The organism is Thermus aquaticus, assembly GCF_001280255.1.
GTDB classification, from domain to species: Bacteria; Deinococcota; Deinococci; order Deinococcales; family Thermaceae; genus Thermus; species Thermus aquaticus.
Genome location: NZ_LHCI01000106.1, coordinates 833,079 through 852,634 on the forward strand (window position 1 = coordinate 833,079; position 19,556 = coordinate 852,634).

Annotated in this window: 23 protein-coding genes; 13 read left to right on the forward strand and 10 right to left on the reverse strand. The window is 68.8% G+C overall.

Annotation, left to right across the window (positions count from 1 at the left end; all coding sequences use genetic code 11):
* Window positions 1-2: 2 nt before the first annotated feature.
* The 5 genes from BVI061214_RS05580 to BVI061214_RS05600 all read left to right on the forward strand — a co-directional run bounded on the left by BVI061214_RS05580 (window position 3) and on the right by BVI061214_RS05600 (window position 4,571).
* Window positions 3-821, forward strand: a complete 819-nt coding sequence (locus BVI061214_RS05580; RefSeq protein WP_053767588.1) for a menaquinone biosynthesis family protein — start codon at window positions 3-5, stop codon at window positions 819-821.
* A 9-nt stretch (window positions 822-830) separates the two neighbouring features.
* Window positions 831-1,445 (forward strand): Crp/Fnr family transcriptional regulator, encoded by a 615-nt coding sequence (locus BVI061214_RS05585; protein ID WP_053767589.1) that lies wholly within the window; start codon window positions 831-833, stop codon window positions 1,443-1,445.
* Between the two features lie 10 nt (window positions 1,446-1,455).
* Window positions 1,456-2,907, forward strand: coding sequence for a bacillithiol biosynthesis cysteine-adding enzyme BshC (gene bshC / locus BVI061214_RS05590; protein WP_053768595.1), 1,452 nt, complete (start codon window positions 1,456-1,458; stop codon window positions 2,905-2,907).
* A gap of 130 nt (window positions 2,908-3,037) precedes the next feature.
* Entirely contained in the window at window positions 3,038-4,105 is a 1,068-nt protein-coding gene (locus BVI061214_RS05595; RefSeq protein WP_053767590.1) for a SpoIID/LytB domain-containing protein, read from the forward strand.
* A 22-nt stretch (window positions 4,106-4,127) separates the two neighbouring features.
* Window positions 4,128-4,571, forward strand: coding sequence for a methylated-DNA--[protein]-cysteine S-methyltransferase (locus BVI061214_RS05600; RefSeq protein WP_053767591.1), 444 nt, complete (start codon window positions 4,128-4,130; stop codon window positions 4,569-4,571).
* Here the strand turns inward: BVI061214_RS05600 and BVI061214_RS05605 are convergent.
* Window positions 4,568-5,995 (reverse strand): glycoside hydrolase family 13 protein, encoded by a 1,428-nt coding sequence (locus BVI061214_RS05605; protein ID WP_053768596.1) that lies wholly within the window; start codon window positions 5,993-5,995, stop codon window positions 4,568-4,570. The two genes, BVI061214_RS05600 and BVI061214_RS05605, sit on opposite strands and share 4 nt — an antisense overlap.
* 92 nt (window positions 5,996-6,087) lie before the next feature.
* Here BVI061214_RS05605 and gmk point away from each other — a divergent pair, with 92 nt between their 5' ends.
* Genes gmk through BVI061214_RS05630 form a run of 5 tightly spaced genes read left to right on the forward strand, consistent with a single transcriptional unit; the run spans window position 6,088 to window position 9,315 of the window.
* A complete protein-coding gene (gene gmk, locus BVI061214_RS05610) occupies window positions 6,088-6,750 on the forward strand; it encodes a guanylate kinase (RefSeq protein WP_053767592.1) in 663 nt (220 codons plus the stop codon).
* Window positions 6,731-7,030: a DNA-directed RNA polymerase subunit omega gene (gene rpoZ / locus BVI061214_RS05615; RefSeq protein ID WP_053767593.1), complete on the forward strand. Its 300-nt coding sequence runs from the start codon at window positions 6,731-6,733 to the stop codon at window positions 7,028-7,030. Before gmk ends, rpoZ begins: the two co-directional genes overlap by 20 nt.
* The gene (gene coaBC / locus BVI061214_RS05620) at window positions 7,031-8,221 is read left to right on the forward strand and encodes a bifunctional phosphopantothenoylcysteine decarboxylase/phosphopantothenate--cysteine ligase CoaBC (RefSeq protein ID WP_053767594.1); all 1,191 of its coding nucleotides are present in this window, start codon (window positions 7,031-7,033) and stop codon (window positions 8,219-8,221) included.
* A gap of 7 nt (window positions 8,222-8,228) precedes the next feature.
* The gene (argR, locus tag BVI061214_RS05625; protein ID WP_053767595.1) at window positions 8,229-8,705 is read left to right on the forward strand and encodes an arginine repressor; all 477 of its coding nucleotides are present in this window, start codon (window positions 8,229-8,231) and stop codon (window positions 8,703-8,705) included.
* A 1-nt stretch (window position 8,706) separates the two neighbouring features.
* Window positions 8,707-9,315 carry a MarC family protein gene (locus tag BVI061214_RS05630; RefSeq protein WP_053767596.1) on the forward strand — a complete coding sequence of 203 codons (609 nt, stop codon included), beginning with the start codon at window positions 8,707-8,709 and terminating at the stop codon, window positions 9,313-9,315.
* On the opposite strand, the gene BVI061214_RS05635 is transcribed toward BVI061214_RS05630, so the two are convergent.
* Genes BVI061214_RS05635 through BVI061214_RS05645 form a run of 3 tightly spaced genes read right to left on the reverse strand, consistent with a single transcriptional unit; the run spans window position 9,299 to window position 12,018 of the window.
* Window positions 9,299-9,481, reverse strand: coding sequence for a hypothetical protein (locus tag BVI061214_RS05635; protein ID WP_053767597.1), 183 nt, complete (start codon window positions 9,479-9,481; stop codon window positions 9,299-9,301). The genes BVI061214_RS05630 and BVI061214_RS05635 overlap by 17 nt on opposite strands.
* Before the next feature lie 42 nt (window positions 9,482-9,523).
* On the reverse strand, window positions 9,524-11,086 hold the full coding sequence (locus BVI061214_RS05640) for a DNA repair protein RecN (RefSeq protein ID WP_053767598.1): 1,563 nt from the start codon (window positions 11,084-11,086) through the stop codon (window positions 9,524-9,526).
* Window positions 11,087-11,091: 5 nt separating this feature from the next.
* A complete protein-coding gene (locus BVI061214_RS05645; RefSeq protein ID WP_053767599.1) occupies window positions 11,092-12,018 on the reverse strand; it encodes a type I restriction enzyme HsdR N-terminal domain-containing protein in 927 nt (308 codons plus the stop codon).
* Window positions 12,019-12,147: 129 nt separating this feature from the next.
* Between BVI061214_RS05645 and BVI061214_RS05650 the strand changes: the two genes are divergently transcribed.
* The gene (locus tag BVI061214_RS05650) at window positions 12,148-12,396 is read left to right on the forward strand and encodes an AbrB/MazE/SpoVT family DNA-binding domain-containing protein (protein ID WP_003044020.1); all 249 of its coding nucleotides are present in this window, start codon (window positions 12,148-12,150) and stop codon (window positions 12,394-12,396) included.
* On the forward strand, window positions 12,393-12,797 hold the full coding sequence (locus BVI061214_RS05655; RefSeq protein WP_003044022.1) for a PIN domain-containing protein: 405 nt from the start codon (window positions 12,393-12,395) through the stop codon (window positions 12,795-12,797). Before BVI061214_RS05650 ends, BVI061214_RS05655 begins: the two co-directional genes overlap by 4 nt.
* Here the strand turns inward: BVI061214_RS05655 and glyA are convergent.
* Complete coding sequence (gene glyA / locus BVI061214_RS05660) at window positions 12,794-14,017, reverse strand: serine hydroxymethyltransferase (RefSeq protein ID WP_053767600.1); 1,224 nt, start codon at window positions 14,015-14,017, stop codon at window positions 12,794-12,796. The genes BVI061214_RS05655 and glyA overlap by 4 nt on opposite strands.
* A gap of 47 nt (window positions 14,018-14,064) precedes the next feature.
* On the opposite strand from glyA, the gene BVI061214_RS05665 reads away from it, so the two are divergent.
* On the forward strand, window positions 14,065-14,328 hold the full coding sequence (locus BVI061214_RS05665; protein WP_003044026.1) for a hypothetical protein: 264 nt from the start codon (window positions 14,065-14,067) through the stop codon (window positions 14,326-14,328).
* Between the two features lie 20 nt (window positions 14,329-14,348).
* On the opposite strand, the gene purF is transcribed toward BVI061214_RS05665, so the two are convergent.
* Genes purF through purS form a run of 5 tightly spaced genes read right to left on the reverse strand, consistent with a single transcriptional unit; the run spans window position 14,349 to window position 19,554 of the window.
* Window positions 14,349-15,740: an amidophosphoribosyltransferase gene (purF, locus tag BVI061214_RS05670; RefSeq protein WP_053767601.1), complete on the reverse strand. Its 1,392-nt coding sequence runs from the start codon at window positions 15,738-15,740 to the stop codon at window positions 14,349-14,351.
* The gene (gene purL, locus BVI061214_RS05675) at window positions 15,733-17,910 is read right to left on the reverse strand and encodes a phosphoribosylformylglycinamidine synthase subunit PurL (protein WP_053767602.1); all 2,178 of its coding nucleotides are present in this window, start codon (window positions 17,908-17,910) and stop codon (window positions 15,733-15,735) included. The genes purF and purL overlap by 8 nt, the downstream gene beginning before the upstream one ends.
* Window positions 17,910-18,623 (reverse strand): HAD family hydrolase, encoded by a 714-nt coding sequence (locus tag BVI061214_RS05680; protein ID WP_053767603.1) that lies wholly within the window; start codon window positions 18,621-18,623, stop codon window positions 17,910-17,912. The genes purL and BVI061214_RS05680 overlap by 1 nt, the downstream gene beginning before the upstream one ends.
* A complete protein-coding gene (gene purQ / locus BVI061214_RS05685) occupies window positions 18,620-19,303 on the reverse strand; it encodes a phosphoribosylformylglycinamidine synthase subunit PurQ (protein ID WP_053767604.1) in 684 nt (227 codons plus the stop codon). Before purQ ends, BVI061214_RS05680 begins: the two co-directional genes overlap by 4 nt.
* On the reverse strand, window positions 19,300-19,554 hold the full coding sequence (gene purS, locus BVI061214_RS05690; RefSeq protein ID WP_040684171.1) for a phosphoribosylformylglycinamidine synthase subunit PurS: 255 nt from the start codon (window positions 19,552-19,554) through the stop codon (window positions 19,300-19,302). Before purS ends, purQ begins: the two co-directional genes overlap by 4 nt.
* Between the last annotated feature and the right edge of the window lie 2 nt (window positions 19,555-19,556).

Below are 19,556 nucleotides of genomic sequence, written 5' to 3' on the forward strand. Positions count from 1 at the left end.
CTATGGAGGCTCTGAAGCTGGGCTACTCCCCCTGCCCCAACGACACCTACATCTTCTACGCCCTGGCCCACGGCCTGGTGGCGACGCCCCGCCCGGTGGAGGTGGTCTTGGAGGACGTGGAGACCCTGAACCGCTGGGCCCTGGAAGGCAGGCTTCCCCTCACCAAGCTCTCCTACGCCGCCTACGGCCGGGTGCGGGAGAGGTATGTGGCCTTGAGGAGCGGGGGGGCCCTGGGCCGGGGGGTGGGACCCCTCCTGGTGGCCCGGGGGCCTTTGGGAGACCTCCGGGGGGCGCGGGTGGCCATCCCCGGGCGGAACACCACGGCCTTCCTCCTCCTTTCCCTCTACGGGGAGGGGTTTTCGCCGGTGGAGGTGCGCTACGACCAGATCATGCCCATGGTGGCCCGGGGGGAGGTGGAGGCGGGCCTCATCATCCACGAAAGCCGCTTCACCTACCCCCAGTACGGCCTGGTGAAGCTTCTGGACCTGGGGGAGTGGTGGGAGGAGCGGACGGGCCTGCCCCTGCCCCTGGGGGCCATCCTGGCCCGGCGGGACCTGGGGGAGGAACTTATCCGCGCCCTGGACGGGGCGGTGCGGCGGAGCCTAGAGTACGCCCACGCCCACCCCGAGGAGGTCCTGCCTTACCTCAAGGCCCACGCCCAGGAGCTCTCCGAGGAGGTCATCTGGGCCCACGTGCGCACCTACGTGAACGCCTACTCCCTGGACGTGGGGGAGGAAGGGCAAAGGGCGGTGGAAAGGCTCTTCGCCGAAGCCGAGGCCCGGGGGCTTTTGCCTTCCTCCTCGGCCCCCCTCTTTCTGTAGACTCAGGGCATGTTCCAGGAGCTTGGCCCCAAAGCCCGCCAGGCGGCCGCCCGGGCCTTCAGGCCCCTAAGGGTGCGGCGGGGAAGCGTCCTCTACCGGGAAGGGGACGAGGTGGAAGGGCTTTACCTGGTGCGGGAGGGGTTCATCTGGCTAGGGGACGCCCGGGTGGAGCCCGCCACCCTGGGCGTGGTGGGGCCCGGGGGGCTCTTTGGCGAGGAGGCCCTGGTGGGGGAAAGGGCGCGCACCTTGGGGGCCACGGCCCTCACCTACGCCGAGCTCCTCTTCGCCCCCAAGGAGGAGCTTGTGGCCCTCCTCGAGGCCTTCCCCGAGGCCCAGGGCTTCTTCCTCAAGGCCCTTTACGCCCGCCTCAAGGCGGCGGAGGCGCGGCTTTGGGAGGCGCGCCACCTCTCCGTGGCCCAGCGCCTGGCCCGCCTCCTCCTGGCCCTTGGGCCGGGCGAGGTGGGGCTTTCCCACCAGGACCTGGCCCGGATGGTGGGGGCCACCCGGGAGACGGTAACCAAGCTCCTGGGGGAGTGGGCCCTTAGGGGCGTGGTGGACCTGGGCTACCGGCGGCTTCAGGTCCTGGATCCCAAGGCCCTTGCCCGCCTGGGCGAGGCCCTATAGGCTTGGAAGGGTGGAGCCCGCCGCCTTAGCCCGGCTCCTGGACCTCCCCCAAGGGGAGGAGGCCCTGAGGGCCCGCCTGGGCCGGGAGGGGCACCCCGGGCTTAACGGGGCCCTGGAAGCCTACCTCAAGCGCCTCGCTGCCCCCAAGGCGGTCCTGGAGGCCCTCGCCGCCCTGAAGGTGGGGGCGGTGGTCACGGGCCAGCAGGCGGGGCTTCTCGGTGGCCCCGCCCTCACCTTTTACAAGGCCCACACCGCCTTGGGCCTGGCGGGGCGGGTGGGGGCGGCGGGGGTCTTCTGGGTGGCCTCCCAGGACCACGATGTGGAGGAGGTGCGCCACCTCCACCTCCTCCTGGACGAGGAGGTCCGCACCCTCTCCCTCCCCCTGCCCCCCCTGCCCTCGGGCCGCATCCCCTTAGCCCCCTACCGGGAGGCCCTGGTGGCCTTCCTGGGGCCCTGGGCCAGGGAAGAGCGGGTGGCCTACGCCCTCGAGGGCCAGACCCTCTCCGAGTTCTTCGCCCGAGTGCTCCTCGCCTTTTTGGGGGAGCGGGGCCTCATCCCCTTTGACCCCATGGCCGAGGAGCTCGCCCCCCTCTTCCGGGAGGCCCTGGAGCAGGAGCTTTCCGACCCCCTGGCCAGCGCCGAGGCCATCAACCAGGAGGCGGCCCGGATCCGGGCCCTGGGGGGCAAGCCCCCTCTGGGGCGGAAGCCCGGGGCCACCAACCTCTTCCTAGAGACCGACGCCCGCCGCCTCCTCCACTACAGCGAAGGAAGCTTCACCGACGGGGTCCGCCGCTACAGCAAAAAGGAGCTTCTGGAGATCCTCCAGGCCGATCCCGCCCGCCTCACCCCGGCGGCGGGCCTGAGGCCTGTGCTCCAGGACCTGGTCCTGCCCACGGCGGGCTTCGTGGTGGGGCCCAACGAGTTCCGCTATGTGGCGGAGCTTTCCCGGGTCTACGCCCTCTATGGCCTTCCCATGCCGGCCCTCTTCCTCAGGATGCAGGGGGTGGTCCTGGAACCCCCCATCCGCCGCATCCTGGAGCGCTATGCCCTGGACCCCTGGGCCTTCGTGGACCGGGGGGAGGAGGCCTTCTTGGAGGCGGCCAGAGGGGCCCTCGAGGGCTTCCGGGAGGTGGAAAGCGCCTTGGCCCACCTCCAAAAGGAGGTGGAGGCCTTAAGGGAAAGGGCCCGGGCCCTGGAGCCCACCTTGGACCGCCCCTTCCGCCGCTTCGGGGCCCGGCTTAAGGGGGAAGGGGAGAGGCTTCTTAAGAAGGTCCTCCGGGCCAGGCTAGCCAAGGACGCCACCCTCCTCCACCACCTGGAGCGGCTTAAGCGCCACCTGAGGCCTTTTGGCCTTCCCCAGGAGCGGGTCTACCCCTTCGCCATGTACGCCCTGCGCCACGGGAACGCCCTGGCAAGGCTTCAGGAGGCCCCCCTGGAGGGGCGGGCGGTGATCCCGCTGTGATAAGTGCCCCGCCGTGGCAAGAGCCACGGCGGGGGCCCCAAAAGGACTTACCAGAGCCTATTGGCCCCATACTGGCCCAAGCCAGCACGGGGGCCAAAGAAGGGGGGAGCGTATAAAATGGGGCCAGGGTATGAAGCGCCTCGCCTTCCTCCTCCTGGCTCTTTTCCTTCCCCTCGCCCTCCTTCCCTCGGGGAGGACCCAGGAGAAAGACCTCCTCCTCCGGGTGCTCCTCAGGGAGGTGCCCCGGGGCGAGACCGTGGTCCTGAAGACCCCGGAAGGGGAGGGGCGGGCCCTTTTGGGCGGGGAGGGGGTGGTGGTGGAGGGCCGGGCCTACCCCTACCTGGACCTCCCGTTGCCCTACTTCACCCTGGGGGGCCGGGCCTACCGGGGTGGGGTGCGCCTCCTTTCCCAGGGGGGAAGGCTTCTGGTGGTGAACCTGGTCCTTCTGGAGGACTACCTCCTGGGGGTCCTGCCGGGGGAGATGCCCGAGGGGTTCCCCCTCGAGGCCCTGAAGGCCCAGGCGGTGGTGGCCCGCACCTTCGCTTTAAGCCGCCTGGACCCCAGGGCCCCCTACGATCTCTGCGCCGACGAAAGGTGCCAGGTCTACCTGGGGCTTTCCGCCGAGAAGCCCCGGTACCAGGAGGCCGTGGCCGCCACCCGGGGCCAGGTCCTGAGCTACGGGGGGCAGGCCATCACCGCCCTCTACCACGCCGACTCCGGGGGCATGACGGCGGGGAGCGAGGAGATCTTCCAGAAGGCCCTTCCTTACCTGCGCCCCCGGCCCGACCCCTACACCCGCAAAACCTCCTGGCGCTACCAGGTGAGCCCGGCCCAGGCGGAAAGGGCCCTCAGATCCCTTGGTCTCGCCCCTAGGAGCCAGGACCCGCCAGTGGTGCTGGAGAGGACCGCCTCGGGCCGGGTCTTCCGGGTGCGCCTCATGGGGGTGGAGGTGCGGGGTCCCGAGGCCCAGCGCCTCCTCCGCCTCATGGGCCTGCCCTCGGCCTTGGCGGACTTCCAGGGCTTTGAGGCCGTGGGCCAGGGGGTGGGGCACGGGGTGGGCCTTTCCCAGTGGGGGGCCAAGGGGATGGCGGAGGCGGGCTTCGGTGTCCGGGAGATCCTGGGCCATTACTTCCCCGGCACCTCCCTCTCCGACCTCCTCATCGGCCAGGCTTCCCCTCCCGCCTTAGCCCTGCGCTGAGCCCCCCGATACGATACGTAGCATGCTTCTTCCTACCCCCATCGGCCCCCTTTGGCTGGAGGTTTCCGCAAAAGGGGTGCGGCGTCTGGGGCCTGTCCTCTTTCCCCGGGGGAAGGAGGCGGAGGGGCCTTTGGCGGAGCGGGTGGCTGAGGGCGTGGCCCGGTACTTCCTCGGGGAAAGGCCGGATTTCCTGAGCATCCCTCTGGATTATTCGGGCTTGAGCCCTTGGCGAGTGGCGGTTTACGAGGCCACCCGCCGCATCCCCTACGGCACCACCAGGAGCTACGGGGCCCTGGGCCGGGAGCTGGGCCTGCCCGCCAGGGCGGTGGGCATGGCCCTTCGCGCCTCGCCCTTCTTCCTCCTGGTCCCCGCCCACCGGGTGATCCACGCCGACGGGCGGCTTGGGGGCTTCGCCGGGCAGGAGGGGCTCAAGCTCTGGCTCCTCCGCTTTGAGGGGGCCCTCTAGACCTCCACCCAGACGGCCACGGAGAAGGGGGGAAGCTCGGGGCCGCAAAGCCGCCCCCCCATGGGCGTGCAGACCGCCCCGGAGAGGAGGTCCACCGCCTGGGAGCCCCGGGGCAGGGCCCCGTGCAGGGGGAAGTCCTGGCGGAAGGGGAAGGGGGTGGCGTTCACCACCACCAGGTAGGGTCCCCGGGTGAAGGCCAGGTGGCCGTCCACGGCGTAGATGCGGGTGTAGGGGGCGGTGCGGAGCTCGGGGTGCTCCTTGCGGAGCCGGGCCAGGCGTTTCACGCTCTCCCGGATCTCCTTCTTCCAGCGCCCCTCCTCCCAGATCATCCCACCCCGGTTTTCCGGGTCGTGCCCCCCCTCGAGGCCCACCTCCTCCCCGTAGTAGACCGTGGGGCTTCCCGGAAGGAGGAAGAGGAGGGAGAGGGCCAGCCTCGCCCGGTCGGCGTCCCCTCTGAGGAGGGTGAGGAGCCTGGGGGTGTCGTGGGAGGTGAGGAGGTTCATCTGGGCCCGGACCACCTCCGGGCGGTAGCGGCTGAAGAGGTTCTCCAGGCGGTGGCTGAAGGCCAGGGCCTGGAGGGGCTCTATCCGCCCCAGGCCCGTGCGACCGGAAAGCTCCTGGTCCAGGGCCTCCCCGCCCACGAAGCCCAGGACGGCCCGGGCCAGGGGGTAGTTCATGGTGGCGTCAAACATGTCGCCCTGAAGCCAGAAGTCCGCCTCCTCCCAGATCTCCCCCACGATGTAGGCCTCCGGGTTAGCCCCCTTGACCCGGCGGCGGAAGGCCCGCCAGAACTCGGGGTCTTGGATCTCGTTGGGGACGTCCAGCCGCCAGCCGTCGGCCCCGAAGCGGATCCAGTGCTCGGCCACGCCGAGGAGGTACTCCCGCACCGCCGGCGTCTCCACCCTCAGCTTGGGGAGCTCGGGGTTGCCCCACCAGGCCTCGTAGTTGGGGTGGGGGCTGTAGGCGTTTAGGGGAAAGCCCTTCACGTAGTACCAGTCCCGGTAGGGGCTTTCCGGGCCGTTTTCCAGAAGGTGCTGGAAGGCGAAGAAGCCCCGCCCGGTGTGGTTGAAGACCCCGTCCAGGATGACCCGGATGCCGTGGGCGTGGGCCACCTCCAGGAGGTGCCTTAGGGCGGCGTTACCCCCCAGCACGGGGTCCACCTGGAGGTAGTCCGTGGTGTGGTAGCGGTGGTTGGCGGTGGAGGCGAAGACGGGGTTCAGGTAGAGGGCCTCCACGCCCAGGTCCACCAGGTAGGGGATCTTCTCCGCCACGCCGAAGAGGGTGCCCCCCTTGAAGCCCCGCAGGGTGGGCGGGGCCTCCCAGGGCTCAAAGGGCCCCGTGGGGGCGGGCTTGCCCGGCGGGCCTGCCCGGAAGAACCGGTCGGGAAAGACTTGATAGAAGAAGGCGCCCTCGTACCAGGCCACGGGGGCCAGTGTACCAAAGGAAAAAGGTGCCTGGGTCACAAAAATCCTTGCCCCCATGGGGCTCCCTCTGGTATCCTTCCGGGGTGGAAGGCATGCGGGGGCGGCTTTTCGTGATGACCGGGGCCAGCGGGGTGGGGAAGGGCACGGTGCGGGCCAAGGTGCTGGAGCGCACCCGCCTCTTCTACTCCATCTCCATGACCACCCGTCCCCCCCGCCCGGGGGAGCGGCACGGGGTGGACTACTACTTCGTTGACCGTCCCACCTTTGAGGCCCTCCTCGGGGAGGAGGGGTTTCTGGAGCACGCCGAGTACGTGGGCCACCTCTACGGCACCCCAAAAGCCCCGGTGGAGCGGGCCCTGGAGCGGGGGGAGGACGTTCTCCTGGAGATTGAGGTCCAGGGGGCCTTGCAGGTGAAGGGCAAGATCCCTGAGGCGGTCCTCATCTTCCTCCTTCCTCCCTCCCTCTCCGAGCTCAAGAGGCGCCTGGTCCTCCGGGGCACCGACGGGCCCGAGAAGATCGCGAGGCGCCTGGAGCAGGCGGAGTGGGAGATAAGGAACGCCCACCTCTTTGACTACGTGGTGGTCAACGACGTGCTGGAGGAGGCGGTGGCCGACTTTCTGGCCATCATCACCGCCGAGCGCCGCCGCCGGGAGCGCATGGAGGAGGCTTTGCGGAAGGCCTTGGAGCGGGACGAGGTTTTGGAAAGGGATCTGGACGAGATCTTGAGGAGGAACTATGGCGGAACCGGGCATTGACAAGCTCTTCGGCATGGTGGACTCCAAGTACCGGCTCACGGTGGTGGTGGCCAAACGCGCCCAGCAGCTTCTGCGCCACCGCTTTAAGAACACGGTTCTGGAGCCGGAGGAGAGGCCCAAGATGCGCACCCTCGAGGGCCTCTACGACGACCCCAACGCCGTTACCTGGGCCATGAAGGAGCTTTTGACGGGGCGGCTTTTCTTCGGGGAGAACCTGGTGCCCGAGGACCGGCTTCAGAAGGAGATGGAAAGGCTCTACCCCACCGAAGAGGAGGCCTAGGTGGCCCGGGTCCTGGTGGCGGTGACCGGCGGGGTGGCCGCCATCAAGGCCCCCCACCTCCTCCGCCTCCTCCGGGCCCGCGGCCACGAGGTGCGGGTCCTGGCCACGCCCAGGGCCCTGGAGTTCATCACCCCCCTTTCCCTGGCGGTGGCCGCCGGGGGGGAGGTGGCCACGGAGGAGGCCTGGTTCCGCCCCGACGGCCGGGCCCTCCACATAGACCTGGCCCGCTGGGCCGAGGTGGTCCTGGTGGCCCCGGCCACCGCCGAGGCCATGGCCAAGGCCGCCTTGGGCCTGGCCGACGACCTCCTTTCCGCCACCTTGCTGGCGGGGGCCAGGCGGGTGGCCTGGGCCCCGGCCATGAACGAGGCCATGTGGCTTGCCCCCCAGACCCAGGGCCACGCCGAGAGGCTCAAGGCCCTGGGCCACGCTGTCTTCGGCCCCGCTTACGGCCCCCTGGCGGCGGTGGGGGAGGGGGAGGGGTGGGGGCGGATGCTGGAGCCCGAGGAGCTTTTGGAGCGCCTCGAGGCCTTCCTCGCCCCCAAGGACCTCTTGGGCCTGAGGCTTCTGGTCTCCGCCGGGCCCACCCGAGAGTACCTGGACCCGGTCCGCTTCATCTCCAACCCCTCTTCGGGGAGGATGGGCTACGCCGTGGCCGAGGCCGCCCGGGACCGGGGGGCGGAGGTGGTCCTGGTCAGTGGCCCCACCTGCCTGAAGGCCCCCTGGGGCGTGGAGGTGGTCCGGGTGGAAAGCGCCCTGGAGATGCGCCAGGCCATCTTGGAGCGCTACCCCTGGGCGAAGGTGGTGGTCATGGCGGCCGCCGTGGCCGACTACCGCCCGGCGGAGGTCCTAAAGGACAAGGAGCCCAAGGTGGAGGCGGAGAAGACCGTCCGCCTCGTTCCCAATCCAGACATCCTCAAGGAGCTCGGAGAGCGGAAGGAGGGAAGGGTCTTGGTGGGCTTCGCCATGGAGACCGCTTCTGGCCTGGAGCGGGCCCAGGAAAAGCTCCGCCGCAAGAACCTGGACCTCATCGCCCTAAACTGGGTGAACCGGGAAGGGGTGGGCTTCGGCTCCCCCGAGAACGAGGTGGTCCTCATCGCGCGGGATGGGCGGGTTCTGGAGCTACCCCGCATGGCAAAACGCCAAGTGGCCCACCGTATACTGGACCTGGTCAAGGAGTTCTGGAAACCTTGAGGTGCGTATGCGAAGCAAGGAGGAGCGGCACCGCGCCATCCAGGAGATCGTGCGCCGGGAGGAGATCGGCACCCAAAAGGAGCTGGTGGAGAGGCTTCGCCAGCTGGGCTTTGACGTGACCCAGGCCACGGTGAGCCGGGACATCACCGAGCTGCGCTTGGCCCGGGTGGCCCTGGGCAAGGGGCGGCACAAGTACGTCCTGCCCTCCCTGGAGCTCCCCGAGGATGTCTACGAGGAGCTGAAGCGGCAGTTTGGCCTCTTCGTGAAGGACGTGGACCGGGGGGGGAACATCCTGGTGGTGAAGACCGCCGAGGGGCACGCCTCCGGCATCGCCCTCCTCGTGGACCGCCTGCGGCGGGACGAGATCGTGGGCACCCTGGCGGGGGAGGACACCATCCTGGTGGTGGCCCGCACCGAGGAGACGGCGCGGGCCCTGGAGGAGGAGTTCGGGGAGCTTCTTGTGGCGGGCAAGCGCCTTAGGTGACGTGGAGTTCTTCCTCAAGTCCTTCCTCACCCTCTTCGTGGTCATAGACCCGGTGGGGCTGGTGCCCGTGTTTTTGGCCCTGGCCGGGGACCGGCCCCCAAGGGAGCAGGCCCGCATCGCCAGAAAGGCGGTCCTGGTGGCAGGGGCGGTCCTCACCTTCTTTTTCTTCTTCGGGCGGGAGCTTCTGGCCTACTTGGGCATCAGCCTGGACGCCCTCAGGGTGGCGGGGGGGATCCTCCTTTTCCGCATCGCCACCGAGATGGTCTTCGCCCACCACGAGCGGGAGACGGAGGAGGAGGCCAAAGAGGCCCTGGAGCGGGCGGACATCTCCGTCTTTCCCCTGGCCATCCCCCTGATTGCCGGGCCCGGGGCCCTGGCGAGCCTCCTGGTCCTGGGGGCGGAGGCGGGGCGGGCCCCCATGGGCGTGGGGGTGGTCCTCCTCACGGCCTTCTTGGTCCTGGCCCTGGCCTACCTCTTCCTGCGGGCGGCGGCCAGCGTGCGCCGGGCCTTGGGGCGGACCGGGGTCAACGTGGTGACCCGGGTCCTGGGCATCCTCCTGGCGGCCCTGGCGGTGCAGTACGTGGCGGGCGGGGTCAAGGGCCTCCTTTAGCCCGCTTGTTTTGGTACATGCGGCGGTCCGCCTCGGCCAGGGTCGCCTCCAGGCTCTCCGCCCCCACCTCTAGGCTCCCGGCGGCCACGCTGTAGGGCAGGCTTTCCCGGAGCCTGGCGATCAGGGCGGGGGCGTCCTCGCCCTTTAGGCCCGGGTGCAGGCTCACGAACTCGTCGCTGCCTAGGCGGAAGGCCAGGTCCCGCTAGGTTCACGGCGCCTCCAGAAGAAGCCGGGCGTGGGAGAGGGCGGCCTCCGTGTACTGGCCGGAGAGGAGGCGGGCCAGCTCCCGCACCCGCTCCTCCCCTTCCAGGACCTCTAGGCGCACCTCCTCCCCCTCCTTGACCACCCGCAGGTGGCGGTGGGCCTTGGCGGCGATCTGGGGCAGGTGGGTGACCACCAGGACCTGCCGGGTCTGGGCCAGGCGGGCTAGGCGCTCGGCCACCTTCCAGGCAGTCTCCCCCCCTAGCCCCGTGTCCACCTCGTCAAAGACCACGGTGGGGGCCTCGGCCCCGGTCAGGAGGGCTAAAGCCAGGGCCAGCCGGGAAAGCTCCCCGCCGCTCATGGCGCTCAGAGGCGCGGGGGGGAGGTGGGGGTTGGCGGAGAAGCGGAAGGCCACTTCCTCTAGGCCCGAGGGTCCAGGCTCCGGCAAAGGCTTCAGGTCCACCAGGAAGCGGGGCCTGTGGAAGCCGAGCTCCTTTAGCTCCTCCTCCATGCCCGCCATAAGCCTCCTCGCCGCCTCCTCCCGGGCCCGGCTCAGGGCCTCCCCGGCCTGGAGGAGGGCTTCTTGGGCCACCTGGAGCTCCCGCTCCACCTCCGCAAGCCGGGCCTCCCCCCCTTCCAGCCGGGCAAGCTCCTCCTCCGCCCTTTTCCCGTAGGCCAGGACCTCCTCCAGGGTGGGGCCGTACTTGCGCTTCAGGCGCTCCAGGAGGTTTAGCCTTTCCTCCAGGTAGGCCAGGCGCTCCGGGTCCCCCTCCAGGCCCTCCAGATAGGCCAAAAGCTCCGCCGCCACCGCCCGCGCCCCCTCCAAAGCCGCCTCCAGGTCCTGGGCCAGGGCCTCGAGGGCCCGGTCGTAGCGGGCCCCGGACCTGAGCTCGCGGAAGGCGGCTTCCAGAGCCTCCAAAGCCCCTTCCTCCATGAGGGCCTGGGCCCTGGCCGCCCGCTCTTTGAGGGCCTCCAGGTGGCGAAGCCTCCGGGCCTCCTCCAGAAGGGCCTCGTCCTCGCCGGGCTGGACCCTGGCCCCCTGGATCTCCGCAAGCTGGAAGCGGAGGAGGTCTCCCCGGGCCCGCCGCTCCCGCAAAGCGGCCTCCAGGGCCTCCTTTTCCGCGAGGAGGGCCTGGTGGTGGGCGTAGGCCTCGGCGTAGCGGGCGAGGAGGGCGGGGTCCAGGAGGGCATCCAGAACCTCCCGCTGCCTCCTGGGGGAGAGGAGGGCCAAGGCGGTGTGCTGGGCATGGAGGGAGAGGCGCTTTTGGGCCTCCTCCTCCAGCTCCTTTAGGCTCACCACCTCCCCGTCAATCCGGGGGGTGGAGCGGCCCCCCACCCTCCGGGAGAGGACCTTGGGCTCGGGCCCCTGGAAGAAGGCCGTGACCAGGAGGCTGTCCCCAAAAGGCCCCACCATGCCCTCGGGTCTCGCCCCCAGGAGGAGGGCCAAGGCGTCCACCAGGAGGCTCTTCCCCGCCCCCGTCTCCCCGGTGAGGACGTTGAGGCCTGGGGCGAGCTCCAAGACCGCCTCGCGGATCACGGCCAGGTTCTGGACCTCGAGGCGCTGAAGCATCCCCCTCATTGTAGGTCAGCGCCCAGGGTGAACTCCTCCTCCCTGACCCGAATCCGCTCTCCCTTCAGGTGGGGAAAGACGTGAGCCAGCTTGTTAAGCTGTCGCTTTATATCCTTTGCGCTGAAGTTCACACAAAGTTTATGGCCGTCTGGCAGAGGCTCGTGCCTTAGTGGTCCCGCGTAGCTTGGGGGCAGGATTTTTAAAACCTGGCGGACTTTGGCGGGGTCGCTTCTGTAGCACTCCGCGCCCAGGGTGAAGAGCGCCTCTGCCCACGAAGGAAAGGTGCGCATGGGTGGGGTGTTGCCCTTGAGCTTAGCTTCCCATTCCCGCACCCACCGCTCCACGAAAGGCTCGGCCAGCGGGAAGCGTTCCCTGGCCTCCTTGACTGCCTCCTGTAGAGGAACCACAAAATGCTTGGTAAGGTCGTAAGCCCGCTTTTGTTCCTCAAGGGGGACGCTTTCCGCAGCTTGGGCGAGGAGGGCTTCGGCCAAGGCCTCTTGGGCTTCTTGGAAAGGAGGTTCGGCCGCCGCCTTGCTGAGGAGAAGGGAGAGGGCCCTTAGCGCCCCCGGGTCAGCGAGCTGAATGCGGGCCCGCAGGCAGTTGGCGAGGGGTAAGGGGCGGTCCCGGTCGTAAAACTCCCAGGTTTCTCCGTTGGTGAGGACGTACCAGCGGGCCTGGCCCCCGTTCATGTACTGCACCACCTGGTTTTCGTGCTTCTTGAGGTTTTCTCCCAGCGCCTTGACCTCTATCACCATGTAGGGTGCACCTTCTTGGCGGGTGGAGCCTTTGTAGAGGAGGAGGTCTGGCTTCAGGTTGTTGGAGTCCTTGGCCTGGGGAAAGACCTCCTCCGGATTAAAGGGGTCGTAGCCCGCCTCCTGAGAATGGGGAGAACCAGGCCCAGGAGCGTGGCGTCTTCGTTGAAGGAAGGCCATTCCTTCCAGCGCTTTAAGCCCTCCAAGAGGTCAAGGCCTTTTGGCATACGGCCAACATTGTACCTCAAGGCATGGGGTGCTCTAAGGGGCTTCCCTGAGGATGTGCGGATTTTCCGTTATACTGAAGGTATGACCATCCCCCTGTCCCTCTCCCGCCGGGGTCAGATTACCCTGCCCAAGGAGGTTCGGGAGAAGCTGGGCCTGAGGCCCGGGGACGTTCTCCTCCTGAAGGTGGAGGAGGGGAGGCTTGTGCTGGAGCCCGCTCTTCTCCTTTCCTACGAGGTTTACAGCGAGGAAAGGTTGGAGGAGTTCCGCAAGGCTGCCGAGGCCACCCCGGAGGAGGTTGCGGCCTTCCTCGAGGCATGGGGCCTGGAGTGAGGGTGTTTCTTGATGCCAACGTCCTCTTTTCCATGGCCCTTGGGGGGTCGGTTTTCAACGCCATTCTGGAGGTGGCCAAAAGGGGCCGCCTCCACCTGCTGACCAGCGCCTTCTGCTACTTGGAGGCCTGGCGCAACATAGAGCTGAAAGCTCCCGAGAAGCGCCAGGCCCTAGAGGGCGTCCTGAAGTGGGTGAGGCTGGTCCCCGAGGCCAGGCCCGAGGCCTGGATGGCGGACCTGTTGCCGGAAAAGGACGTGCCCGTTCTGGCGGCGGCGGTGGCGGCCCGGGCCACCCACCTCCTTACCGGGGACCTGCGCCACTTTGCACCCCTCATGGCCCGGGAGGACCTGCCCCTAAGGGTCCTCACCCCCGGGGACTTTGTCCGTAGGGTGAGGCCCTAGGGCATGGGGTGCTCGAGGGCCAGGCGGCGCACTTCCTCCCTCAGGGCCTCGGAGGGGCCTTGGGTCAGGGCCCGGTCAATGAGGTCGGCGACGAGGGGCATCTCCTCGGGGGTGAAGCCCCGGGTGGTGATGGCCGGGGTGCCGATGCGGATGCCCGAGGTGACCCTGGGGGGTTTGGGGTCAAAGGGGATGGCGTTCTTGTTGACGGTGATGCCCACCTGATCCAGCCTCTCCTCGGCCTCCTTGCCGGTGAGGCCCTTGGGGCGCAGGTCCACCAGCATGAGGTGGTTGTCGGTCCCACCGGTGACGATGCGGTAGCCCCGCTCGGCCAGCTCCGCCGCCAGGCGCTTGGCGTTTTCCACCACCAGGCGGCTGTACTCCTTGAACTCCGGTTGCAGGGCCTCAAAGAAGGCCACCGCCTTGCCGGCGATGACGTGCTCCAGGGGGCCGCCCTGGATGCCGGGGAAGATGAGCTTGTCTATCTTCTTGCCTAGCTCCGGATCCTGGCTCAGGATGAGGCCGCCCCTGGGCCCCCTCAGGGTCTTGTGGGTGGTGCTGGTCACCACGTGGGCGTGGGGCACGGGGTTTGGGTGGAGGCCCGCCGCCACGAGCCCGGCGAAGTGGGCCATGTCCACCACCAAAAAGGCCCCCACCTCGTCGGCGATCTGGCGGAAGGCCTGGAAGTCCCAGACCCTGGGGTAGGCGCTGGCCCCCGCCACGATCACCTTGGGCCGGTGCTCGAGGGCCAGGCGCCGCACCTCCTCCAGGTCAATCCGCTCCGTCTCCGGGCTCACGCCGTAGGAGACCACCTTGTAAAGCTTCCCGGAAAAGTTCACCTTAGAGCCGTGGGTCAGGTGGCCGCCCGCCGCCAGGTCCATGCCCATCAGGGTGTCCCCGGGCTCCATGAGGGCCATGTAGACGGCCATGTTGGCCTGGGAGCCGGAGTGGGGCTGGACGTTGGCCCACGCCGCCCCAAAGAGGGCCTTGGCCCGCTCTATGGCTAGGCTTTCCACCTGGTCCACGATCTCGCACCCGCCGTAGTACCGGGCCCCCGAGTAACCCTCGGCGTACTTGTTGGTGAGGACGCTGCCCACCGCCTCCCGCACCTGCTGGGAGACGAAGTTCTCGCTGGCGATGAGTTCCAGGCCTTCCCGCTGCCTTTTCTCCTCCAGGGCGATGAGCTGGAAGATGGCCTCGTCCCGCAAGGTGGTCCTGACCATAGGCCGATTATAGGCCTTTAGGGGGAAAGGGCTGGTAAGCTTAGGCCATGAAGGCTAGCGCCTGGAGCATTCTCAAGTGGGGCGTCGTCGTCACTTTGGTGGTCCTGCTCCTCACCATTCTCCTCATCAACTTCACCACCAGCCGCGACCTTCCCGAGCTGGTCCGGGTCCAGGTGGAGCGGTACGCCGTGTGCAGCTACTGGTTCTTCGGCTGGCACCTGGCCTCCACCGGGGCCTTCGCCTTCGCCTTCTTCCTCCTGGGCCTCCTCCTTGGCCTGGGGCTCGCGTTTTTCCTGATGAGGCGGGCCTAAATGCCCCGAAGGCCTTCTCCTTAGCCTATCTCCAGGATGAGCTTTTCTCCCTCCTGGGGCACCCCGGCGGGGTAGCGGCCGTTGAAGCAGGCCAGGCACACCGGCCCCCCGATGGCCCGCCTGACCCCCTCCTCGGAGAGGAAGGCCAGGGAGTCGGCCCCGATGTAGGCCCGGATCTCCTCGAGGCTCTTCTCGGCGGCGATGAGCTCCTTTCTGGCGGCGGTGTCTATGCCGTAGTAGCAGGGGAAGCGGATGGGGGGGCTACTGACGCGGAAGTGGACCTCCTTGGCCCCCGCCTCCTTCAACATGCCCACGATGCGCCTGCTGGTGGTGCCCCGGACGATGGAGTCGTCTATGAGGACCACCCGCTTGCCCCTCACCGCCGAGGTGGGGGAGAGCTTGAGGCGGGTCTTCAGGTCCCTGAGCTCCTGGGTGGGCTGGATGAAGGTGCGCCCGGCGTAGGGGTTCTTGTAAAGGCCGTACTCCAGGGGGAGGCCGCTGGCCCGGGCGTAGCCCACGGCGGCCCCTATGCCGGAGTCGGGCACGGGGACCACGATGTCCGCCTCCGCCGGGGCCTCCCGGAAGAGCTCCTCCCCCATCCGCACCCGGGCCTGGTAGGCCTCTATCCCGTCCAAGAGACTATCGGGCCGGGCGAAGTAGATCCACTCAAAGGCGCAAGGGGTGGGGCTTGGGGGGAGGACCTGGAGGCTTTTGAGCTCCCCCGCCTCTACCCAGACCACCTCCCCGGGCCGGACGTCCCGCAGGTAGCGGGCCCCCAGGATCTCCAGGGCCGGGGGCTCGGAGGCGAAGGCGTAGCCCCAGGGGGCCTGGCCGATGACCAGGGGGCGCACCCCGTGGGGGTCCCGCAGGGCCAGGAGGGTCCTGCAGTCCATGAGGAGGATGGAGTACCCCCCTTCCAGGGCCTTCATGGCCTCGGCGGCGGCCTCCTCTAGGGGCAGGTGGCCCAGGCGGGCCAGGAGGAGGAGCATGACCTCGGTGTCCGAGGTGCTTTGGAAGGTGGCCCCCTCCAGGAGGAGGCGGTCCCTGAGGGGCTTGGCGTTGACGAAGTTGCCGTTGTGGGCGATGGCCAGGACCCCGTGGACGGTCCTGGCGGTGAGGGGCTGGGCGTTCATGCGCAGGTTGGAGCCCGTGGTGGAGTAGCGGGTGTGGGCGATGCCCAGGCGGGCTTCGGGGAGGCGGAGGCGGGCCAGGCGCTCCTCGGTGAAGACCTGGTTCACCAGGCCCAGGTCCTTCTCCACCAGAAACATCTTCCCGTCGCTGACGGCGATGCCGGCGGCCTCCTGCCCCCGGTGCTGGAGGGCCAAGAGGCCCAGGTGGAGCATCCCGGCCACGTCCAGAGGGGTTTCGGCCCAGAGGCCCAGGACGCCGCACTCCTCCTTGGGCTTATCCATCCAAGACCTCCCGCAAAGGGGCCTTCCAGGCGGCGAGAAGCGCCTCCACCTCCCACTCTAGCACCCCTTCAGGGGTGAGGACCGTGAGGGTCTTCCCGCCCGTCTCCCCCAGGATGCGGTAGGGGAGGCCCATGGCCTCCAGGAGGAGGGTGGCCTCCCCCAGGGCCTCCTTGGGGACGGTGAAGAGGATGCGGCTTGGGGCCTCGCCGAAGAGGGCCTCCAGGCCCCGTTCCCGCACCTCCACCGTGGCCCCCACCCCGTGGGGGAAGGTCATCTCCGCCAGGGCCACGAGAAGCCCCCCTTCGGCCACGTCGTGGGCCGTCTTCACCAGGCCCCGGCCGATCAGGGTCCGGATGGCTTCCTGGGCCCTCCTTTCCCGCTCCCAGTCTATGGGCGGGGGGCTTCCGGCCTCGAGGCCCAGGAGGACGTAGAGGGCCTCGCTGGCCCCGAAGGTCCCCTTCTCCTCCCCGATGAGGAGGATGGCCTCCCCGGGCCGCCTGAAGCCCATCTCCGCCCGCTTTTCCACGTCCAAGACCCCCACCACCCCCACCATGGCCGTGGGGGGGATACGCCGGCCCCCGGACTCGTTGTACAGGGAAACGTTGCCGGAGACCACGGGGATGCCCAGGGCGAGGCTCGCCTCCTTCAAGCCCATGACGGTCTCCTGGAGCTCGTAATAGCCCTCGGGGGTCTCGGGGCTTCCCAGGTTGAGGCCATCGGTGTAGGCCAGGGGCCTGGCTCCCACCACGCTCACGTTCCTGGCCGCCTCCGCCAGGGCGTGCATGGCCCCGAGGCGGGGGGCGAGGCGGCTATAGCGGGGGTTGTGGTCCACCTTGGCGGCGACGCCGATCCGGGTCCCCTTGACCCAAAGGATGGCGGCGTCCCCCCGGCCCGGCACCAGGGCGGTGCGGGTTCCCACCTGGTGGTCGTAGCGCTCGTAAACCGCTTCCCGGCTTGCCAGGTTGGGGGAGGCGAGGAGCCTCGGGAGGGCCTCCTTTGGGTCCACCTCCAGGGGAGGGAGGGGCATTTCCCTCAGGGCCCGGATCCCGGGGTCCTCCTGGGCCAGGCGCACGTAGGCGGGGGCCTCGGCCAGGGCCTCGGTGGGCACCTCGGCCACCACCTGGCCCCTATAGAGGACCCGGAAGACCCGTTCCGGGATGGTCCTGGCCACGGGGACGCAGTCCAGGCCCCACTTCCTGAAGACCGCTTCCAGATCGGCCTCTTTGCCTTCCCTTGGCACCAGGACCATGCGCTCTTGGCTTTCGGAAAGGAGGAGCTCCTCGGGGGTCATGCCCGCCTCCCGGGTGGGGACCCGGTCCAGGTCCACCTCCACCCCCAGGCCGGACTTGTGGGCGAGCTCGGCGAGGCTACTGGTGAGCCCCGCCGCCCCCATGTCCTGGACGCCCTCCACCAGGTCCAGTTCTATGGCCTCGAGGGTGGCCTCCATGAGGAGCTTGCCCAAAAAGGGGTCCCCCACCTGGACCGCCGGGCGGTCCTCCTCCTTCTCCTCCTTGAGCTCCCGGCTGGCGAAGGCCGCCCCGCCGATCCCGTCCCGGCCCGTCTTGGCCCCGGCGTAGTAGATGGGCCGGCCCAGGGAGGCCCGGCTTCGCTTGAGCTTCTCCTCCCGCAAAAGGCCCAGGCACATGGCGTTCACCAGGGGGTTTTCCCCGTAGCCCTCGTGGAAGTAGAGGTCCCCCCCCACCGTGGGCACGCCGATAGCGTTGCCGTAGAAGGCGATGCCCGAGACCACGCCCTTTAGCAGGTAGCGGCTCCTGGGGTGGCTTGGGGGGCCAAAGCGCAGGGAGTCCAAAAGGGCGATGGGCCTCGCCCCCATGCTCATGATGTCGCGGATGATGCCCCCCACCCCGGTGGCCGCCCCCTGGAAGGGCTCCACCGCCGAGGGGTGGTTGTGGCTCTCTATCTTGAAGGCCACCGCCCACCCCTCCCCGATCCGCACCACGCCGGCGTTCTCCCCCGGGCCCTGCAAGACCGCCTCCCCCTCCTTGGGAAGCTCCTTGAGGAGGGGGCGGGAGTTCTTGTAGGCGCAGTGCTCGCTCCACATGACCTTGAAGAGGAGGAGCTCCACCCGGTTGGGCGCCCGCCCCAGGCGCTTCAGGATCTCCCGGTACTCCCCCTCGGGGATGCCCATCTCCTTGGCTAAGGCTTCCATCACGTAAGGAGAGGGAGGAGCTCCCGGTGGTCCTTCACCTTGGCCGTGGGCTTCACCTCCCCGTTCACCTCCCTCAGGCCCACGTACTGCACGGCCCAGGGGTAGCCCGCGCCGAAGGCCCCCTTGATGTCGGTCTGGGGCAGGTCCCCCACGTGCAAGGCCTCCTCCGGGGCCACCCCCAGGGCCGAAAGGGCGGTGAGGAAGGCCTCGGGTTTGGGCTTCACGAAGCCCGTCTCGTCGGAGAAGCTGTAGGCCTGGAAGACGTCTAGGCCCCGGCGCTTAAGGTGCTCCCGGATGAGGCGGCCCGGGGTCACGCCCGTATCCGACACCAGGGCCAGGGGGTACTTCTTGACCAGGTCCTTCAGGACCGCTACCCCGGGCAGGGCCTCGAGGTCCGCAAGAAGCGAGGTCTCCTCCAACCTCCTGGCGGTGAGGGCGATGAGGCCGGGGTCGTGGGGGGCCCCGAGGAGGGCGAAGATGCGGGCCACCCGGTCGTACACGCTCATGTGCTCCCCCGCCTTCCAGGCCTCCTCAAAGGCCAGGGCCGCCTGGCGGTAGGCCTCCCGCACCTCGGCCTCCTCGGCGGGGTGGCCCGCCTCGGATAGGGCGTCCAGGAGGATCTCGTACCGGACGGGCATGACCTTTTCCATGAACGCCTGCCCCTCGGTGAAGAGGGTGCCCCAGAAGTCAAAGGTGATGGCTTTGGGTTTCATCTCGCGACCTCCTTGACCAGTCCCAGAAAGAAGGGAAGCCCGTCGGTGTTGCCCAGGACCTCGTCCACGGCCCGCTCGGGGTGGGGCATCATGCCCAGGACGTTGCCCTTCTCGTTGACGATCCCGGCGATGTCGTGGAGGCTCCCGTTGGGGTTGTAGTCCTCCTCCCCCTTCAGGGGGGCGTAGCGGAAGACCACCAGGCCCTCGCCTTCAAGCCTGGCCAGGGTCTCCTCGTCGGCGTAGTAGCGCCCCTCGGCGTGGGCGATGGGAAGCCTCAGGACTTGGCCCTTCCCGTAAAGCCGGGTGAAGGGGAGGTCGGTGCGCTCCACCCGCACCCCCACCTCCTTGCAGGTGAAGTGGAGGTTGAGGTTGGCGAGGAGGGCTCCGGGAAGAAGCCCGGCCTCGGTGAGGATCTGGAAGCCGTTGCAGACCCCCACCACGTACCGGCCCTCCTGGGCGAAGCGGCGCACCGCCTCCATCACCGGGCTTTTGGCGGCCAGGGCCCCCGCTCTCAGGTAGTCCCCGTAGCTGAACCCCCCGGGGAGGAAGACCCCGTCAAAGCCCTTTAGCTCCCGTTCGGTGTGCCAGACAAACCGGGCCTCTATCCCCACCTTTTCCAGGGCGAAGAGGGCGTCCTCGTCGCAGTTGGAGCCGGGGAAGCGGACGATGGCCCACCTCATGGCAGTTCCTTCAGGGCCTCGAGGGTCCAGGTCTCCATGACCGGGTTGGCCAGGGTCTGGCCCAGGACCTTGGCCTTCTCCTCGGCCTTCAGCAGGTTCTCCTCCTGGAAGACCACCTCCAGCACCTTCCCCACCCGGACGCTTTCCACCGGATGGCCCAGGTCCCTCAAGACCCCCTCCACCGCCCGGCCCTGAGGGTCCAGGATGCCTTCCTTTAGCTCAATGAGCAGCGTGGCCTGGTACCTTGGCACGG

Excerpts from the sequence above, each read along its gene's own strand:
- BVI061214_RS05580 (WP_053767588.1), top strand. The coding sequence starts at position 3 with ATGGAGGCTCTGAAGCTGGGCTACTCCCCCTGCCCCAACGACACCTAC.
- BVI061214_RS05585 (WP_053767589.1), top strand. The coding sequence starts at position 831 with ATGTTCCAGGAGCTTGGCCCCAAAGCCCGCCAGGCGGCCGCCCGGGCC.
- BVI061214_RS05595 (WP_053767590.1), top strand. The coding sequence starts at position 3,038 with ATGAAGCGCCTCGCCTTCCTCCTCCTGGCTCTTTTCCTTCCCCTCGCC.
- BVI061214_RS05600 (WP_053767591.1), top strand. The coding sequence starts at position 4,128 with ATGCTTCTTCCTACCCCCATCGGCCCCCTTTGGCTGGAGGTTTCCGCA.
- gmk (WP_053767592.1), top strand. The coding sequence starts at position 6,088 with ATGCGGGGGCGGCTTTTCGTGATGACCGGGGCCAGCGGGGTGGGGAAG.
- rpoZ (WP_053767593.1), top strand. The coding sequence starts at position 6,731 with ATGGCGGAACCGGGCATTGACAAGCTCTTCGGCATGGTGGACTCCAAG.
- argR (WP_053767595.1), top strand. The coding sequence starts at position 8,229 with ATGCGAAGCAAGGAGGAGCGGCACCGCGCCATCCAGGAGATCGTGCGC.
- BVI061214_RS05640 (WP_053767598.1), bottom strand. The coding sequence starts at position 11,086 with ATGCTTCAGCGCCTCGAGGTCCAGAACCTGGCCGTGATCCGCGAGGCG.
- BVI061214_RS05645 (WP_053767599.1), bottom strand. The coding sequence starts at position 12,018 with ATGGCCTTCCTTCAACGAAGACGCCACGCTCCTGGGCCTGGTTCTCCC.
- BVI061214_RS05650 (WP_003044020.1), top strand. The coding sequence starts at position 12,148 with ATGACCATCCCCCTGTCCCTCTCCCGCCGGGGTCAGATTACCCTGCCC.
- glyA (WP_053767600.1), bottom strand. The coding sequence starts at position 14,017 with ATGGTCAGGACCACCTTGCGGGACGAGGCCATCTTCCAGCTCATCGCC.
- BVI061214_RS05665 (WP_003044026.1), top strand. The coding sequence starts at position 14,065 with ATGAAGGCTAGCGCCTGGAGCATTCTCAAGTGGGGCGTCGTCGTCACT.
- purF (WP_053767601.1), bottom strand. The coding sequence starts at position 15,740 with ATGGATAAGCCCAAGGAGGAGTGCGGCGTCCTGGGCCTCTGGGCCGAA.
- purL (WP_053767602.1), bottom strand. The coding sequence starts at position 17,910 with ATGGAAGCCTTAGCCAAGGAGATGGGCATCCCCGAGGGGGAGTACCGG.
- BVI061214_RS05680 (WP_053767603.1), bottom strand. The coding sequence starts at position 18,623 with ATGAAACCCAAAGCCATCACCTTTGACTTCTGGGGCACCCTCTTCACC.
- purQ (WP_053767604.1), bottom strand. The coding sequence starts at position 19,303 with ATGAGGTGGGCCATCGTCCGCTTCCCCGGCTCCAACTGCGACGAGGAC.